The sequence below is a fragment of the Robinsoniella sp. KNHs210 genome, assembly GCF_000686105.1.
Classification (GTDB): Bacteria; Bacillota; Clostridia; order Lachnospirales; family Lachnospiraceae; genus Robinsoniella; species Robinsoniella peoriensis.
The window spans coordinates 2,649,007-2,666,882 of sequence record NZ_JMLZ01000002.1 but is presented as its reverse complement, the minus strand read 5'-3'; the positions used below and the strand labels follow the sequence as shown (position 1 = coordinate 2,666,882).

General features: G+C 43.7%; 9 protein-coding genes. 7 read left to right on the top strand and 2 right to left on the bottom strand.

Annotated elements, in window-relative coordinates; translation table 11 throughout:
• The first annotated feature begins 170 nt into the window (after positions 1–170).
• The 7 genes from CD03_RS34060 (at position 171) to CD03_RS34050 (ending at position 15,459) form a co-directional block, all read left to right on the top strand.
• Entirely contained in the window at positions 171–3,296 is a 3,126-nt protein-coding gene (locus tag CD03_RS34060; RefSeq protein WP_156042960.1) for a glycosyl hydrolase 2 galactose-binding domain-containing protein, read from the top strand.
• Between the two features lies 1 nt (position 3,297).
• Entirely contained in the window at positions 3,298–4,380 is a 1,083-nt protein-coding gene (locus CD03_RS34055; protein ID WP_052377870.1) for a glucuronyl esterase domain-containing protein, read from the top strand.
• A gap of 16 nt (positions 4,381–4,396) precedes the next feature.
• Positions 4,397–6,655, top strand: coding sequence for a glycoside hydrolase family 95 protein (locus CD03_RS0118760; RefSeq protein ID WP_027294944.1), 2,259 nt, complete (start codon positions 4,397–4,399; stop codon positions 6,653–6,655).
• Between the two features lie 78 nt (positions 6,656–6,733).
• Positions 6,734–9,451 (top strand): hypothetical protein, encoded by a 2,718-nt coding sequence (locus CD03_RS0118755; RefSeq protein WP_044289495.1) that lies wholly within the window; start codon positions 6,734–6,736, stop codon positions 9,449–9,451.
• A gap of 11 nt (positions 9,452–9,462) precedes the next feature.
• Positions 9,463–10,809 (top strand): alpha-L-fucosidase, encoded by a 1,347-nt coding sequence (locus tag CD03_RS0118750; RefSeq protein ID WP_027294942.1) that lies wholly within the window; start codon positions 9,463–9,465, stop codon positions 10,807–10,809.
• Between the two features lie 156 nt (positions 10,810–10,965).
• Positions 10,966–12,981, top strand: a complete 2,016-nt coding sequence (locus tag CD03_RS0118745) for a beta-galactosidase (RefSeq protein WP_027294941.1) — start codon at positions 10,966–10,968, stop codon at positions 12,979–12,981.
• Between the two features lie 87 nt (positions 12,982–13,068).
• Positions 13,069–15,459, top strand: a complete 2,391-nt coding sequence (locus tag CD03_RS34050; RefSeq protein WP_156042956.1) for a glycoside hydrolase family 31 protein — start codon at positions 13,069–13,071, stop codon at positions 15,457–15,459.
• 133 nt (positions 15,460–15,592) lie between these two features.
• Here CD03_RS34050 and CD03_RS38625 read toward each other — a convergent pair whose 3' ends face one another.
• The gene (locus tag CD03_RS38625; protein WP_255348127.1) at positions 15,593–15,679 is read right to left on the bottom strand and encodes a putative holin-like toxin; all 87 of its coding nucleotides are present in this window, start codon (positions 15,677–15,679) and stop codon (positions 15,593–15,595) included.
• Positions 15,680–16,000: 321 nt separating this feature from the next.
• Positions 16,001–17,809, bottom strand: coding sequence for a sensor histidine kinase (locus CD03_RS0118730; RefSeq protein WP_027294940.1), 1,809 nt, complete (start codon positions 17,807–17,809; stop codon positions 16,001–16,003).
• Positions 17,810–17,876 lie beyond the last annotated feature (67 nt).

Below are 17,876 nucleotides of genomic sequence, written 5' to 3'. Positions count from 1 at the left end.
ACGATATGCTTAACAACTGAGAACTGACAGATGAAAAGTACGTGGATGTGCCCTGTTAATCTGTAAAGCAGTATTGCAGGCAGGACCGCGATATGCAGGAAGTATAAGGTTGAAAGAAAATTATGATATAGAAAGGATGCCATGGTGTGATTCTTTCAACCTGTTTTAGTGTGGCAGTATTGCAGGCAAGCCTGCAATATGCAATGGGTATAAATATGGTTAATCAGGATTTTTTTCATGAGATTGCAATGACAAAGCATCCAATTGGGACAACAGATAAAGAAGTACAGCCTTTACCAACACCGGATATCTGGTTTTCAAAAGAAGACTGCCGTCAGCATAAGATTTCCTGGGAGAAGGAAAAGACATTCGAAGAGCAGTGTGAGAAATTCACGCGGGACTTAGAAGCTATGAGAAAGCAATACCGTCCATACATGAAGAACTATCTGCCGCTTGCAGAGACGGGGACAGAGAGTATTCAATTGCGTGAATTTGAATTCCGCTATCGGGAAAAAGGAGAGGTATTTACAGAACGGGATGATGTCAATAAGGTATGGGAAAAAGTAACGGTACCTGATTACAGAGGACCTGCGCTGGAAGATGGAAAGTGGAGCGGTTATTACAGATGCTCTTATAGAGATACATGGTCAGAAGGGCTCATTCAAAATAAGAAGAGAGCTGTTCTGTATTTTCAGTGTGTGGACTATATTGCTGAAATATATCTGAATGGCAATTATGTAGGCAGCCATGAAGGATTTTTTGCTCCTTTTTCTTTTGATGTTACAGATTACATGCAAGAAGAAAATGAATTGGTTATCCTGTGTAAAAATGATGTGCCGATACTTGGCGTTGGTCCGGTTTTGGATGGGGATAAAATCTATGCGGCTACCGGACCCGGATGGGATGACCCAAATGTTGGATGGCACCATTGTCCGGCAGGTGCTGGAGTATTTGGAAGTGTTGCCCTGGAGATTCGCCCGGAAGTATACCTGGAAGATATTTTTGTAAGACCGGATATCGACAATGATATGGTGGAAGTACGGCTGGGGGTCCTGAACTATACAGATGAGGTGAAAACAGATTACAATTTGGATCTGGATCTGCTGCCACGTAATTATGAAGGGAGAAAGATCGGAGATTTCCATACGACGATTCCATACGTGGGACCGGGAAAGAATGAATACCGCTACTTTATACCGGTATCAGATTACAGGCTTTGGGAACCGGATACCCCGTGGCTTTATGGAGCCCGGGCAAATCTGAGAAAAGGTAGTGTATCTGTTTCAGGCAGGAGCCAGAATTTTGGACTAAAAAAATTTGTGAGTGATGAAACCTCTGTACCAAAAGGGAAATTTTATCTGAACAACCATCCCATAGTACTTCGCGGTGCCAATGAAATGGGACACCTCCAACAGTGTGTGATGAAGGGAGATTTTGACCAGTTGGTGGATGACATTCTGATTGCCAGGATGTGCAATATGAATTATTACCGTATCACTCAGCGTCCGGTACAGGAAGAAATCTATGATTACTTTGATATGCTTGGAATGATGCACCAGTGTGACTTTCCCCTTTTTGGTTTTCTTAGAAGGCCTCAATTTGCAGAAGCAGTGAAGCAGGTGCAGGAGATGGAACATCTGGTAAGAAAGCATGTATCTGCTGTGTTAGTTACTTTTATAAATGAACCCATGTGTATTCGGCGCACCGAAGATCCTGATGATAAATATTCCAGACGCTATGAAGCTAAAGGACACCGGCATCTGTTAAGAGATGAACTGGAGGCATTTTTCGCAGCGGCAAGAAAGGCAGTATATGTGGAAAACCCTGATCGTGTGATTAAAAATGTGGAAGGGGACTATGACGGGCCTACCGCAGAAGGTATGCCGGATTTTCACTGTTACACCATGTGGTATACCAATCATGGAGAACCGATTGGCCGACTGCTGAAAGGATATCTGCCCCCGGTTAAAGAAGGCTGGATGATTGGATGCGGTGAATATGGTGCCGAGGGCTTGGATCATGAGGAGGTAATGCGCAGTTTCTATCCAAAGGAATGGCTGGAAACACAGCCTGACGGATCCTGGTATCCGGATAAAATTGTTCGTGCACAGACCTATTCGGTACAGGGGGACTGGTATGAGGAACAGAATAATATAGCTGACTGGGTAAGGGAGAGCCAGATTCATCAGGCAAAAGCCACAAAGCTTTTGACGGATGCCTATCGAAGAAGGGGCGATATTATAAACCATACGGCAATTCATCTGTTGATTGATGCATGGCCGTCAGGCTGGATGAAGACCCTGGTAGACTGCAGGCGTCAGCCTAAAAGGGCATATTTTACTTATCAGGAATCGCTGCAGCCGCTCCGGGTAAATCTCTATACCGGGCGCAGCAATGCTTATCTGGATGAACAGGTGGACGTAGAGGCGTGGCTGTTAAATGATACGGGGAAAGACAGTGTATTGACAATCCGGGCAGAAGTATTTGCAGGTCATGACACAGATCCCTTCGCGGCTTATGAAATGGAAGATACAGCATTAGCGGCGAATGCCATATGTGCCGGCAAGATTCCGTTAAGCTTTGAGGAAATGCCGGGATTTAACGGCACTCATGCAGAAGTGCAGATTAAAGCAGCTATTTTAAATGAAGAAGGAAATGTTCTGAATACAGAAACCTTATTTCTACAGGTGTATAAACGTAAGATACATACGGAGAAGGTCAGAACAATTGGTGATGAAGCAATCTTACTTTGCACTAACTTGGGATTAACGCCAATAGAAACCGAAGATCAGACTACCTTAGGACAGTCTGACGCAACCGGCAATGATATCTTAATAATCAGTGATTTTAGTTCTGACAGCGTTTCAGAGGCAGAAGCCCATGCTAAGGCTGGCGGACGAAGCATTCTGCTAATGCCGGAGAAAAAAGTAATACTTAATATCGGAGAAAAAGAGGTATCCACAAAGGGATGTGGGGAACTGTTCTTTGCGGCAGCAAAGAAAGAGTTCCAAGATTATCCGATTTCCATGGTATATAACAAAGAAAAGGGATATATTGATGCTACTGCATCCTTCACTGTTCAGACGGAGCTTCCGGGCGAGGCACTGATATATACTTATGACAAGCAGGGGGCGGGAAAAAACCAGGGCGCAAAACCGCATCTTCCGTTTGTAAAGAAATGCCCACTGGGTGCAGGTGAGATTCTGTTGATAAGTCTGGCCAGATCAGGAAGAATCGGATGTAATCCGGGATTGGATGAACTGTTCAGAAATTTGATCTTGAAAGGTGAAAGATAAGATGGGATTGCTTGAGCAAGAAATAAAAAGCAGAAATCTTCCGGAGCTATTTAGAAATAAAGACAATGAGGCTGTACAGAATGAAAGCGGCTGGAGATCCAGACGGGAGGAGATAAAAAATCTGCTTTGCAGAGAGTTCTGCGGCTGTTTCCCAAGAATTACGCATCGAATAGCAGGTAAACAGGTTCTGGAGGATGATAGTGCCTACGGTGGCAAAGCGGTGGTGAAGACCATAAACCTTGGGATTGCATCCGATTATTCTTATGTATCATTTCCATACCGTCTCATGCTTCCGAAAAATGCAGAGCGTCCCCCTGTTTTTCTCTATCTGGCATTTTCACCGGAAATTGCGGATGGGTTAGGAGAAGAAATTCTGGATGCCGGATATGGTGTGGCAAATGTTTATTATCAGGATATTACCGCCGATTATTATGACGAGCATCAAAGCGGATTGGGCAGGTTTTGTACCAGGAATAATTATGACAGCTGGGGGAAACTGGCAATGTGGGCATGGGGGACCAGCAGAATCCTGGATGATATTTTGGAAAGGGAGGAAATAGATGAAAAGAGGGTTGCAGTTCTGGGGCATTCGCGTCTGGGAAAAACAGCGTTAATTGCCGGGGCTTTTGATGAGAGGTTTTCCCTGACGGCTGCAAATGAATCCGGCGCGGGTGGAGCCGCTCTGTTTCGGGGGAAAACCGGGGAGCAGATAGAAAATCTCTATGGGAAGGGATCCAGACTCTGGTTTGACGGAAATTTTTTTAACTACCGAAAGGATCTGACCCGGATGCCTTTTGACCAGCATTTTCTCCTGTCCCTGACAGCTCCCCGCCATCTCTATATAGCCAGTGCGGACAGGGATGACTGGGCAGATCCAAAGTCTGAATTTTTAACGTGTGCGGAATGTTCGAAAGTTTGGAGTCTGTATGGAGAAGAAGGTCTGGTTTCACCGGACCGCCTGCCGGAAACAGGAGCATGTTACCATGAAGGCAGAATCGGATACCATTTGCGGCGGGGGACTCATTATCTCAGCCGGGATGACTGGAGACAGATAATTGCATACCGGAATCGGCATGGAGTGTGAGAGGTTAAAAGAAAAGATGAAGAGATATGAAATATATATGAAAAAGCCCGCCAGGAAGTGGGACGATGGATTCCCTCTTGGGAATGGCCGCCTGGGAGCGATGCTGCTGGGGCGCTTGAAAGAAGAAACTATATTTATAAATGAAGAGACCCTGTGTTATGGACCTCCAAGAGAAAGGGAAAATCCCGATGCGTTCGGGCATCTGGGAGAAATCCGGGACCTTTTACTGGAAGGTAAGGTGGAAAAAGCGGCATTTCTGGCTAAAATGGCTCTGACGTCAACGCCGAAATACAACAATCCTTACCAGCCTATGGGAGATTTGAGACTTTGTTTCTTAAATCATGCCGGGAAGGAAACAAAATACGAAGCCAGGCTGTGTCTGAATGAGGCAATCGCCACAATTGTATATGAACTGGATGAAACCCGGTATGAAAGGGAACATTTTGTCAGTGAAGCTTATCAGGTGCTTGCAATCCGTGTCCGCTCTAAGGGAAAACATAAGATAACCATGAGTGCCAATATCAGCCGGAAACCATTTGAAGAATTTACGGGAGTTCTGGGAGAGGCTACAGCGGGAAACTGGGGAGAAAACGGCGCAGGCGGAATGCACTATCTGAGTGGGGTACGCATAGCATCGGAGCGAGCCAGGACCATGGGCGATGCCGTTTATCTGGAAGCAGCTGAGGAAGTGGTAGTATATCTGGCAGCAGGTACGGATTACCTGGATTGTCTGAATGGTAAGCGTAAAGACGGCAAAGAAGCTTATGAAGAACTGTATCAGGTGGTTGGCAAACGGCTGGACGCGGCACAGGCAGCGGGATATGATGAGATACGCAGGCGGCATTTAGAAGATTATCAGTCTGTATATGGTGATTTTAATCTGGATTTATATGGAACAGGGAAAGAAGAAATGGCAACAGCTGAAATTCTGAATGCCTTTCGCCAGGGGGATATTTCGTGCGACAATTATCTGACGGAAATTCTGGTACACTATGCCAGATATCTGATGGTTGCTTCTTCCTATAACTGCCAGCTTCCCGCTAATCTCCAGGGGTTATGGAACGGCTCCTATGAACCGCCGTGGCAGTGTCAGTATACAATTAATATTAATACCCAGATGAATTACTGGTTTGCGGAAAAAGCAGGGTTATCCCAGTGTCAGCTGCCTGTTATGAATCTGGTAAAGCTGCTTGCCGGGAACGGAAAGGAAACAGCCCGTAAGCTATATGGTGCAAGAGGGTTCTGCGCACATCACAATACAAATGTATGGGGGTGTACAGCACCGGAAGGAATTTTTGATGCATCTCCCTATTGGGTTATGGGAGGCGCTTGGATGTGCCTGCATCTGTATGAACATTATTTATATACAGAAGACATGGAGTTTTTGAAAGAAGCTCTTCCAATTATGAGAGAGGCGATCCTGTTCTTTGAAGATTATCTTTATGAGCTTCCAAATGGCCTTCTGGTCACAGGACCGGTTGTATCTCCGGAAAATACATATCGTTCAAGGGTGGGTGAAACCGGAGCATTATCTATGGGAACCGCAATGGACAGTGCAATATTAAGACAGCTTCTTAAAGCGTATCTGGACAGTATGGATGTCCTTGGAATTCAAAATGAAGAGGAAGAAAAAACCTTAAAGAATATTCTTGGGAAGCTGCCGCCGCTTATGATTGGAAAAGACGGCAGGCTAATGGAGTGGATGGAGGATTATGAGGAAATGGAACCGGGGCACCGGCATATTTCTCATCTCTATGCATTGCATCCGGGAAATGAAATTACTCCTGAAACTGAGGCATATTTTGAAGCAGCTAAAAAGACTTTGCAGACCAGACTTACCCATGGCGGCGGACACACAGGCTGGAGCCGTGCATGGCTTGGATGCTTTGCAGCAAGGCTGGAGGATGGAAAATCACTGAAAGAGCATGTGAGTCAGCTTCTGAAAAAGTGCATTCAGGATAATCTGCTGGATATGCATCCGCCATTTCAAATTGATGGGAATTTTGGAATTGCAGAGGCAATTCTGGAAGGCATTGTGCGGAGCCTGACAGGAAAAGCGGTACTGCTGCCGGCACTGCCAAAGGAATGGAAAGACGGCAGTTTGAAAGGTTATATTTTAATAGGAAATACGAGACTGGACATGGACTGGGAAAATGAAAGGCCTGTGAGAATTGCCCTGACTTCACAAAGCACAAAGACGTATCAGCTGGCCTGGAGGAATGAGATTAGAAATGTTATCTGCAGGGCAGGAGAAAAAGTAGAACTGAATTGGTAAATATGCAATTCAATTATATAAGTAATTTCGGACACACTTTGACATTTATAAAAACGCTCTAAGATTATGGAGGAACAAATGGAAAGAATTACAATATTACAAAACAGCACAAAAAATGAAAGAATCAATTTTGGATTACTGCAGCTTGATCAGGCAATGACCAGTGCCGGGTATGAAGTGATTTACGCCCCGCTCCCCCAGTCACCTGCAGAGTATCGGAATATAGAAGGGAAAAAGGTTTATATTTCTGTATTATGCGAAGACACATTCTTACAGTGGATGGTGGAAAACGAACTATTAATTTTCCATACCCGCCAGCCGGAGGGGGAAGGCTTTTATATTGAAACCTGTTCTGCAGAGTTAACGGTCATCTGTGGAGGAACAGACACCGGAGCCTTATACGGCTGTATGGAGTTAAAAGAGAGAATTGAAAGAGACAGAGAATTTCCGGCTGAAATAACCTTTGGAGACGCACCTGTATTTAAACTGAGGGGACCTGCAGTCGGTCTGCAAAAGACAAAGATCGAACCTCCAAGGCTTACCTATGAATATCCAATTACCCCGGAGCGGTTCCCGTGGTTTTACGATAAAGAGATGTGGACAAAGTTTCTGGATATGCTGTTATCCATGCGTTGTAACGTGCTCTATATCTGGAGCGGACACCCCTTTTCATCCCTGGTGAAAGTGGCAGACTATCCCGAAGCCCTGGAGGTAACGGAAGAAGAATTTGAGTTAAACCGTGAAGTATTCGGTTGGCTTACCAGGGAATGTGACCGCAGAGGTATCTGGGTAGTATTAAAATTCTACAATATACATATCCCTCTCCCATTTGCCAGGAAGCATGGATTGGAACTGCTGCAAAGTAAGATTACACCACTGGTAGCAGACTACACAGGAAAAACAATTAAGGAATTCATCAAATCCTTTCCTCATATCGGTCTTATGGTATGCCTGGGAGAAGCACTCCGCGGAACGCAGAACAAGACAGACTGGTTTATCGATACCATCATACCCGCAGTAAAAGAAGGAGCAGCAGAAGCAGGACTGTCAGAAGAGCCTCCGGTTATTCTGCGCGGTCATGACTGTGACCCTGTTGGAGCCATGGAAGAGGCGAAGAAAAAGTACTCCAACCTTTACACCATGTGGAAATATAATGGAGAAAGTCTGACTACTTATTATCCTAAGGGAAAATGGCAGGACATTCACCAGTCGCTAAGCGGATTGGGCACCACACATATAATGAATATACATATTCTGGCAGATCTGGAGCCCTTCCAATTTAATGCCCCGTTGTACATTCAGAAGTGTGTGCAGGCTGGACAGCACCGGTTTGGCTGTAATGGACTGCATCTGTATCCATTGTTCTACTGGGATTGGCCATATACACCGGATAAGGTGTCACCCAGATTATTGCAGATGGACAGGGATTATATCTGGTATGCCGCATGGTTCCGCTATGCATGGAATCCAAACCGTGAAGAAAATACAGAAATGGAACACTGGGTAAATGTATTTGCAAAGCACTACCGGATTTCTGCGAAATCAGCAAGAAAGTTATTAATTTCTCAGGAAAATGCTGGGCAGTGTGCGCCGAAAATTCTGGGAAGAATAGGTATTACAGAAGGAAACAGGCAGACTATGAGTCTTGGAATGACCATGAGCCAGTTTACCAATGTTAACCGCTACCGTCCAAACAAGGAACTTTGGAATTCCGTAGCCCGAAAAGGGGAACAGCCGGATGATTATATTCAAAAAGAACTGGCTGGTGAGGCACATATTGGAGAGACGCCGTATGATATGATTTCAGAAGTCAGCGCTCATGCGACAAAGGCATTACGGCTTATGGAAGAGGTTATGAAAGAAGAAGGAGAAGGAAATGAAGAGCTGAACCGCCTGTATACCGATGCGGCAGCTGTTTACGAAATGAGTATTTCCTACTGTAAAAAGCTAGAGGGTGCCATGGAAATCCTGAAATATAAATATACGATGGATAAAAAGTGCAAAGGCGATGTGGCATTGTTAGAAAATGCAGCGGCATTAATGCAAGACTCTCTTCATGAATTCCGAAATCTTGCAAAACTTACAGAAAGTACTTACCTCTATGCCAACAGTATGCAGACTCCACAGAGAAAAATACCTTTTCCTAATGGAGAAACCTTCGGACACTGGTCAGCCTGCCTCGCAGAGTACGAAAAGGAATATGAGAACTTTAAGAAACACCTTGCAGAATTAAAGCAGGGAATTCTGCCAACTGATCATGCAGAGGAAGTGAAAGCGGATGCACTGATACCTGTGCCGTTTACTTTGCTGGGTGATCAGAGCTGTGAGACTTATGATCTGAAAAAAGGTGACAGTGTATTTTACGATTGCTCCTGCAAAGTAATCAACCTGGCGCCGGAACTTGAAAAGCTGCATGCAGTACGTATGGGACTGGGAGCAGCCATTGAAGAAGGGGTAACCGTAAAACTGGATCTGCCACAGGATTCTTATGTACTGATTGGATATATGAATGCCAAGGGGGTAGAGTGGCTGCAGCTGCCGGATCTTGAAACTAACACCCACGCAGATGACCGGGGAGGGCTGACGGTAGTCTATGCAAATGCCATTAAGGCAGAGGCTTGTCCGCCAATTAACATTCATGCTTACCGGTATGAAAAAGGAGTTCATGAAATTTATTTTGGAACCGGAGCATTCATGCTCGCCGGTGTCGTAGCTGCTGATACGGTATTAAAACCCAGAAATGCCAACCTGGGCGGTGAGGGACTGGATACCCTGGACTGGTTATACGAAGAATAGGAGGAATAAAAATGGCTTCAAAAACACCAAGAGAGATGACGGGCGCAGAATTGCGCTCTATGCTGAAAAGCAGTATAAATTTAAAAAGTTTAGGGGGGGTAAAATGCCCGGAACTGAAATTACCGCCGGAGGATTTACAATGGTGGAGAGATGCAAAAGTAGGTATGTTCGTTCACTGGGGCCTTTATTCCATACTTGGAAGAGGGGAGTGGGCAAGATTTAATGAACAGATTCCAAAAGAAGAATATGAGGGACTGGCGCAGGAATTCAACCCGGAGAATTTTTCTATGACGGAATGGACAGATCTGGCAAAAGATTTCGGTGCAAAGTATATGGTAATGGTTACCAGGCACCATGATGGTTTTGCGCTCTGGGACAGTCCTGCAAGCTTTGAGGGATTTACCAGTTACAATACAGGATCGAAAAGAGATTTTGTAAAAGAATATACGGATGCGGCAAGAGAAGCGGGCCTTCGTGTAGGACTGTATTATTCGCCAATGGACTGGAGATTTCCGGGATATTTTGACCCGGAAGGATTGCCGGATAATGCAAAACTGATGAAAGACCAGTGTTACGGACAAGTGGAGGAACTTTGCAGCAAATACGGTCCCATTGATATTATGTGGTACGATGGCGGATGGCTTGCCCACAAAGGCAGTGACACCTCCAGTGCATGGTTCTGGGAGCCGGTAAATTTAAATAAAGTGGTTCGTAAATATAATCCAAAAACTTTATTGAATCCACGTTCCGGATATGAAGGAGACTTTTATTGCGATGAGGGTTCCCACGAGATCAGCGGTAAAATTCTTCCGGTACCCTGGGAGAAAAATATGTGTGTCTGCAGCGGCAGTTCCTGGGGATGGATGGCAGAAGATCCGGTATCCGATTTTGACTGGCTGATAAAAATGCTGGTAGATGTAATCTGCAGGGATGGGAATCTGCTTCTGAACGTAGGACCGGATAAAAATGGGAAGCTCTCAGAAGAGGTGAAAACCAGAATGCGGGAAATCGGAGCATGGTTAAAGATAAACGGCGAAGCAGTCTATGGAACCAGAGGGGGCCCTGTTGAACCGGTAGATAACGTATATGGAACTACCAGCAAAGCAAATAAAATCTATCTGCATGTGCTGGATACAAAAGCATTTTCCAGGGAACAGGTTCCATTACAGGAGTATCATGTTGAAAATGCAGCACTTCTTCATGGAGATGCACTTCCATTTGCACAGGATGATGTGGGGGTACGGATTGATCTAAGCAGTATCCGGGAACCGGAAGTTGATACCATTGTAGTACTTACTTTAAAAGAAGAAGTGAAAGAGGCCGAGGCGGCAGAAATCTATTTTACAGGAAAAGTGTGAAAGGAAACCCACTTTCACAGTGCGAACTTTGTTCACACTACATATTAGGAATCGCACAAGCCAGCTTGCGCGATTCATGGGGAAAGTGTGAAAGAAAAACCGCTTTTACAAGCCGACTGGTGCTATTTATGGAGAACAGAGTAGGAGGAATAGAAAATGCAGTATGGTGTAGCGTATTATCCTGAACATAAAACAAAGGAAGAATTACAGCATGACCTGAAACTATTAAAGGAATCCGGTATTAACACGGTTCGTATGGGTGAATTTGCATGGTGTAAAATGGAGCCGGAACCGGGAGAATATCAGTTTGACTGGCTGGAAGAAGTAGTCATAGAATTAGGTGAAGCAGGGATCAGCAGTATTATCTGCACACCGACTGCATGCCCGCCGGCATGGCTGGTTTATGCACATCCTGAGGTTCTCTATGTGGATAACAGAGGGGAAGTCAGACCTTTTGGTGGACGGAGATTCTATTGTTACAATAATCCGGTCTATCGGGAGTATTCCGTGAAAATCACAGAGGAAATCGGCAGACGTTTTGGGAAAAATCCATATGTTTCCGGATTTCAGATCGACAATGAACCGGCGCAGGAAGCATCCGGACGCTGTCATTGTCCGGTATGTAAAAGTAAATTTTCAGATTATCTGAAAGTAAAATATAAAACGATTGAAGAATACAACAGGCGAAGCGGAAATATTTTCTGGGGACAGGATTATGAGAATTTTGATCAGATAAAGCCACCGGTAAATACAATTGAAGTAAGTGCAGAGCAGACCCTGCCGGTGTACTTTGAAAATCCTACTCTGCGCCTGGAATTCGAACGGTTTGCCAGCGACTCACAGATAGAGTATCAGAATCTTCAGGCGGATATTCTCCATAGGTACAGCGATTATCCGGTTACCACGAATGGTACCGGTCTTGCTACCAACAGCATTGACTATTATAAGAGTACGAAGAACCTGGATGTATACGGATTTGATTTTTATCCCGGACTTCGGGATGCCGCCGTAGATTCCTTTCCTTATGCATTTGCAAGAGGGGTTAAGGATGGGAAGGCATTCTGGGTAATGGAATTTATGTCGGGCGGCGGACACCGTTTTGGAGGATCCGGTAGAGTCCAGCCGAATCCGGGTGCACTGAAGCAGGCAGTAATCCAGTCTTATGCCCATGGTGCGGATATGATGTTACATTTCCAATTCCGTACCTTCCCATTTGGAGCAGAGCAGCTGAATTATGCTATCGTGGACATGGATGGAGTACCAAGAAGAAGATATTATGAAATGCAGGAAACAGCAAGGGTTCTGCAGCAGTTAAAAGCTTACGGGAATGCAGAGTTTGTAAATGAGATCGCGGTCTGCGTAGATTATGATGTGCACTGGTCACTTCGCATAAAACCTGTGAATGATCCGGATTTCAATTATCTGGATTATGCCGGCAGAATGTACAATTTATTGGAAGATGCGGGATATAATGCCGATGTAATTGGGTTTGCAGCAGATTTTTCCAGATATAAATTCCTAGTGGTGCCTACTGCGTTTATAGCAGACCGAAAATTCCAGGAGAAGCTGCGCAATTTTGTAAAAAACGGCGGAATATTGATAGCTACCTTCTTGACTTCAGCCAAGAATGAAGACAATGTTGGATATACGGACTCACTTCCGGCAGGATTGAATGATGTCTTTGGTGTGAACGTTGAAGAAGTGGAGCCGGTGTTTGCATCCAACAGAACAAAGCTCAGGTTAAATCTGGGTAATACTGTGCAGGAGAGTCTGGATAGTATGTGGAGTGATTTACTGAAAGGCGATGCGAGGGCAATCGGAATATATATGGAAGATTATAAAACGGGTGCTATGGCAATCAGTGAACATACATATGGTAAGGGTACGGCATGTTATCTTGGAACAGATGTGGACGATGAATCCATGATGCATTTATTTACCTATTTCTGCGAAAAAGCCGGAATTGAAAAGAATCCTATATGCCCGCAGAAAAAAGTGGAAGTAATTCATAGACAACTGGATGGAGCTGATTATTATTATGTGATCAACTTTACGGCTAAGGATACCAGCCTGGTATTAGAGAAGCCTATGGAAGATGTTCTGAAAAATTGTACGTGTCAAAAAGAAGTGCATTTGGAGAGAAATGGATTTGCACTTTTAAAAAGGCTGTAATGATGCAGCTTGCACTATTGATAAGTTGAAAGAAAAATAAGAATAAGAAAGGCAGCCACGCATGGATTCTTTCAACCTGTTTTAATTGTGGCAGTATTGCAGACAAGTCCCCAATATGCAATGGGCATAAGTATGAACACAAGTCCGCAATATGCAATGGGTATAAGTATGAACAGAGAAGTTAGCCATATTACCAGGGTCGTGCTGACGCCGGATGGAAAGTTAAGAGAGCCGGGAATGGCAATTGTGAGCAAGAAAAAATATGAAACATTGGTACTGGATCAGGATACAAATGAGGACGTGGCATTTACTCGCAGGGGAGTTCCGCTCATTGCACAGAAAAGCTTTGAATTCCAGAACCGTGAGATTTTCCAGTATGTGATTGAAGGAAAAAAAGCAAAGATTGTTACAAAGAAGACGATTGACGGGGAGCGTTCTTTTATTGAGAATGCAGCCAGTATTAAGACAGGTGATGCATTTTCAGGAACTCTTAAATTTACAATAGACGAAGATGAAGCAATCTACGGATTGGGTCAGCAGGAGCAGGGAACTTATAATTACCGCGGGGTTAAAGAATATCTTTATCAGAACAATATGCAGATCCCCATGCCTGTTTTCCTGTCCTCAAAGGGATATGCTATACTTTTGGATGCTGACTGTCTTATGGCTTATGAAGAGGCAGATAATATGATTACCCTGAATTTTGATGCGGTAGACCAGATGTCTTATTACGTAATTACCGGAGATGGTTTTGATGCTCTGATTGCAGGTATCCGGGAACTAACAGGAACAGCAGTGATGCTTCCGCGCTGGGCATTTGGTTATATACAGTCCCGGGAGCGCTATATTACCCAGGAAGATATATTGGCTACCCGGGAGGAATTTGAAAAACGTGACATTCCGGTGTCCTGTATGGTATTAGACTGGAAATCCTGGGCAGAAGGGCAGTGGGGGAATAAATTCGTTGATAAAGAGCGCTTCCCGAATTTAAAGGAAATGACGGATAAACTTCATGAAAAAGATACCGCCTTTATGATTTCCATATGGCCAAATATGAATAAAGGATGTGATAACAATCAGGAAATGATGGATGCGGGCAAGTTATTGGCAAACCTATCTACTTATGATGCATTTGATCCTGAAGCAAGAGATCTGTATTGGAAGCAGTGTGAGAGAGAATTATTCAAAAGCGGAGCAGATGCCTGGTGGTGTGATTCCACAGAACCCTTCACTCCTGACTGGAACGGTTTGGAAAAGAGATCCGAGGAGGAGCGTTATGAGCTTGCAAGAGAGAATCTGACAAGATATTTTGATGCAAGAAAAGCAAATAATTATGCACTTGTACACGCGAAAGGAATCTACGAGCATCAAAGAGCGTCAGACAATAAAAAGCGGGTTGCAAACCTGACTCGCTCCGGTTCCCTTTCAATACAGCAGTACGGCACAATTCTATGGTCAGGAGACATCATGGCGACCTGGGAAGTTTTCCGCAATCAGATTGCAGAAGGATTAAGCATGTGTATGTCAGGGATTCCTTACTGGACCTTGGATATCGGAGCATTCTTTGCAGGCTCTACGCAAGGATTCAGACGCTTCTGCGGCGTGGAGGAAGGAGAAGCCCCATGGTTCTGGCATGGTCTTTTCGAAAAAGGAACAGATGATTTTGGTTATCGTGAATTGTATACCAGGTGGCTGCAGTTTGGAACCTTCCTTCCGGTTATGCGTTCACATGGAACAGATACCTATCGGGAACCATGGTATTTTGGAGAGCCGGGGACAGAATATTACGATACCATTGTGGATTATATTAAGCTGCGTTATGAAATGCTGCCTTATACATATTCCTTGGCACACAAGGTAGAAGCAGATGATTATACCATATTGCGCAGCCTGATGTTTGATTTCAATAAGGATATTAATGTTCGGGAAATATCCGGAGAATTTATGTATGGTCCTTCTTATCTTGTCTGCCCGGTAACCCGGGCGATGGAATACGGTCCGGAAAATTCAAAGCTGGATGGAAAAACCACCTGGAAAGTCTACCTTCCGGAAGGAACCTGCTGGTATCATCAGAAGACGAAAGAAGTATTAAACGGCGGACAGAATTTGGAAGTAGAAGCCCCCATAAACTGGCAACCTGTATTTATCAAGGCAGGTTCCATTCTACCGCTGAGTAAAAAATGTATGAAGGATGGCACGGCCGATACGATAGAAGTCTATGAAGGACAGGATGGCAGCTTTGACTATTATCTTGATAATGGTGTGGATTATCAATACGAAGAAGGAAATTATGCCTTAATTCCAATACGCTACGAAGAAAAGCAAAAATGTGTGATGTTAAATGATGTGGAGGGGAACTATTCTTATCCACAGGAATTCGATGTGAAATTTTTCCGGTTGGATGGAAAGGTATTGGTAAAACATATATGTTATGAAGGCAAAGGTATGCGTATAGATTTTCATGAGATAAACGAATAACGTTTGATTTGACTTTTTTTACGTCAGGTGGTATCATGTGAGTATAAAAGGAATAACCGCTCGGGTTAGGCAGTTTTCCTCTAGTTAATTTGATAAGAAAAACTACCCTGTTTTGCGAGAACAGGGTAGTTTTTTATTTTCGCTTGTCTATATAGCCAAGGAGTGTCAATAAAAACCCGCCAAATAATAACATAAGTGTCAATACCTGGTATGTAGTCATAGCACCACCCCCTATCCTTTAAAGTAGGAGGTCAACTACCCTGTAACGGTTATTCCATAATCACAGTATAACATTATACAAATATATTGTCTATTAAAAAGTATTTTAAATAGCATAATTAATTCATATGAATGATAATAAAAACAATAAGTGAAGTTTTGCCTTGTTTATCGTTTCCTTTAAGGTTCTTGCTCATCCGGTTGAAATACCTGTATTTTTTAATATTCAATTCCTGTTCCGCCACCATTAAGCATTCCGGTAAACTGCATTCCGGACAGACTTTTGCGCTGTTCAGGTTGATACCACTGCATAAAGTGGATACTATTTGATATCCTCCGGCAATACCGGTGGTATATAAAATGCAATGCGGAATCCGCATCCGTCACTGCCGGCCTGGGGAATGAGACAGGATCCTTCACCAAATACCAGTTTCAAACGGGTGTTGACATTGGAAAGTGCAAAACCATTATCTTCGTTGCGTTTCATAACCGGCTGGCTGAGTTTTTCGTTTAATAATTCCAGTTCCTCCGGTGTTATGGATGAACCGTTATCTTCTACAGCAAGTTCTAACATGTCTTTTGAATCTCTTGTAACTGAGGTGACCGTTATGGTCAGCATATTGTCATCCCGGTCCAGAATCAGACCATGTACAAAATAATTTTCGATCAGAGGCTGAAGGGTATTCTTGGGAATACCATAGATCTTCAGTGCATTATCGATAATAAATTCATATTCGAAATTACCAAAACGGTACATATACAGGTTAATCAGGTTCTCACAGAGATTCAGTTCTTCACCGATGGAGACGTAGAGATTTCTGCGGGTCTGATTTCGATACATCTTGGAAAGCAGCAGCAGCATCTGGGAAGCATCGTTATAAAGGCCTTTGACGATCTGAACGCGGATCTGTTCCAGTGCATTGTAGAGAAAATGAGGGTTGATACTTGTCTGCATTGCATAAAGTTCCGCTTTTTTCTGGGAAATTTCATATACATATGCTTTCTCCACGTTTCGCTGCAGTTCATCGCACATTTTATTGAAGCTTACGGTGATCTGTTTAAACTCATCGTTACTGTTTGGCAGAGGCAGGCGGTAATCCAGATTATTCTGTCCTACACGGCTCATTCCTGCCTGTATCGTCTTGATTTTCTTATTGGATATCCTCATGGTTATAACGTAGAGCAGAATGGATGCCAGACAGATAACAAGTGCCAGAATAGCAAGGATGACCAGGGTAAAACTTCCGGCAACAGCAGAAGCCGGCAGTTGGTAATTGGTATAAAAATCATACTTTCCATTAAATATTGAGGAACTGAAATATTTGGTATTATTTTTCATATGTTCTGCTATTGGAAGCTGGACACTATTTGTTGTGTCAGGATGTTCATTTGTCAGAAGCAGTTTTGAAGAATTCCCGTATTCTCCGTCGGAAGCATAAACAATATTTTTCTTCATATCAGTAATTGTAAACAGGCCATTTTCATCCAGATGTGCATCGGCGATCGCATTGGTAAATTCAGCGGTAGAGTACAATATTATCATCTGACCTAATGTGACCAGATTTTTATTGGAGTAATCAAAAATTGTGCTGCTAAGTCCATAGACATGTTCCGCCGGTTTATCGTAGTTACTGCTTAACGCATCGATCTGGGAGTCAGAAAGAATTTGCAGATCATAGGATGTGAAACCTGGCGCTGTGCCGTCAAACTGCAATGGAACCAGAGTATCGTAGCTAACATTATACTGATAAAGCTTTCCGGAATTCGTAATCAGCAGAATACCGCGGCAGAACTGGTCATATCGGCAGATCTCAGACAGCATACGGATTACCGATTGGGATGTATTATAATCATTGTCATAATCTTTCTGGTAGAGGCTGCAAAGTGCCTGGTAACGGGAGGTACTGGAAAATACAGGAGAAAGAGTATTGGCAAAAGAGTTTTGCTTGGTTGCGAGAATGGAAGAGAGGGTATTCACTGCAATATCATAGTTTTTCAAATATTCCGATTTCTCCTGATCCCGTATTAAAAAACTGCATAAAGAAAGAAGCACAGCTGTAATGGTACAGACTGCGGTAATACAAATTAACATCATTTTTGAATAATAACCGCTTGTGATTTTTTTCAGCATAATAGCTCCTTGAAATCTATTCTATGAAAATTCAGACGAATCTGATATACTGAGATTATAACAGCCG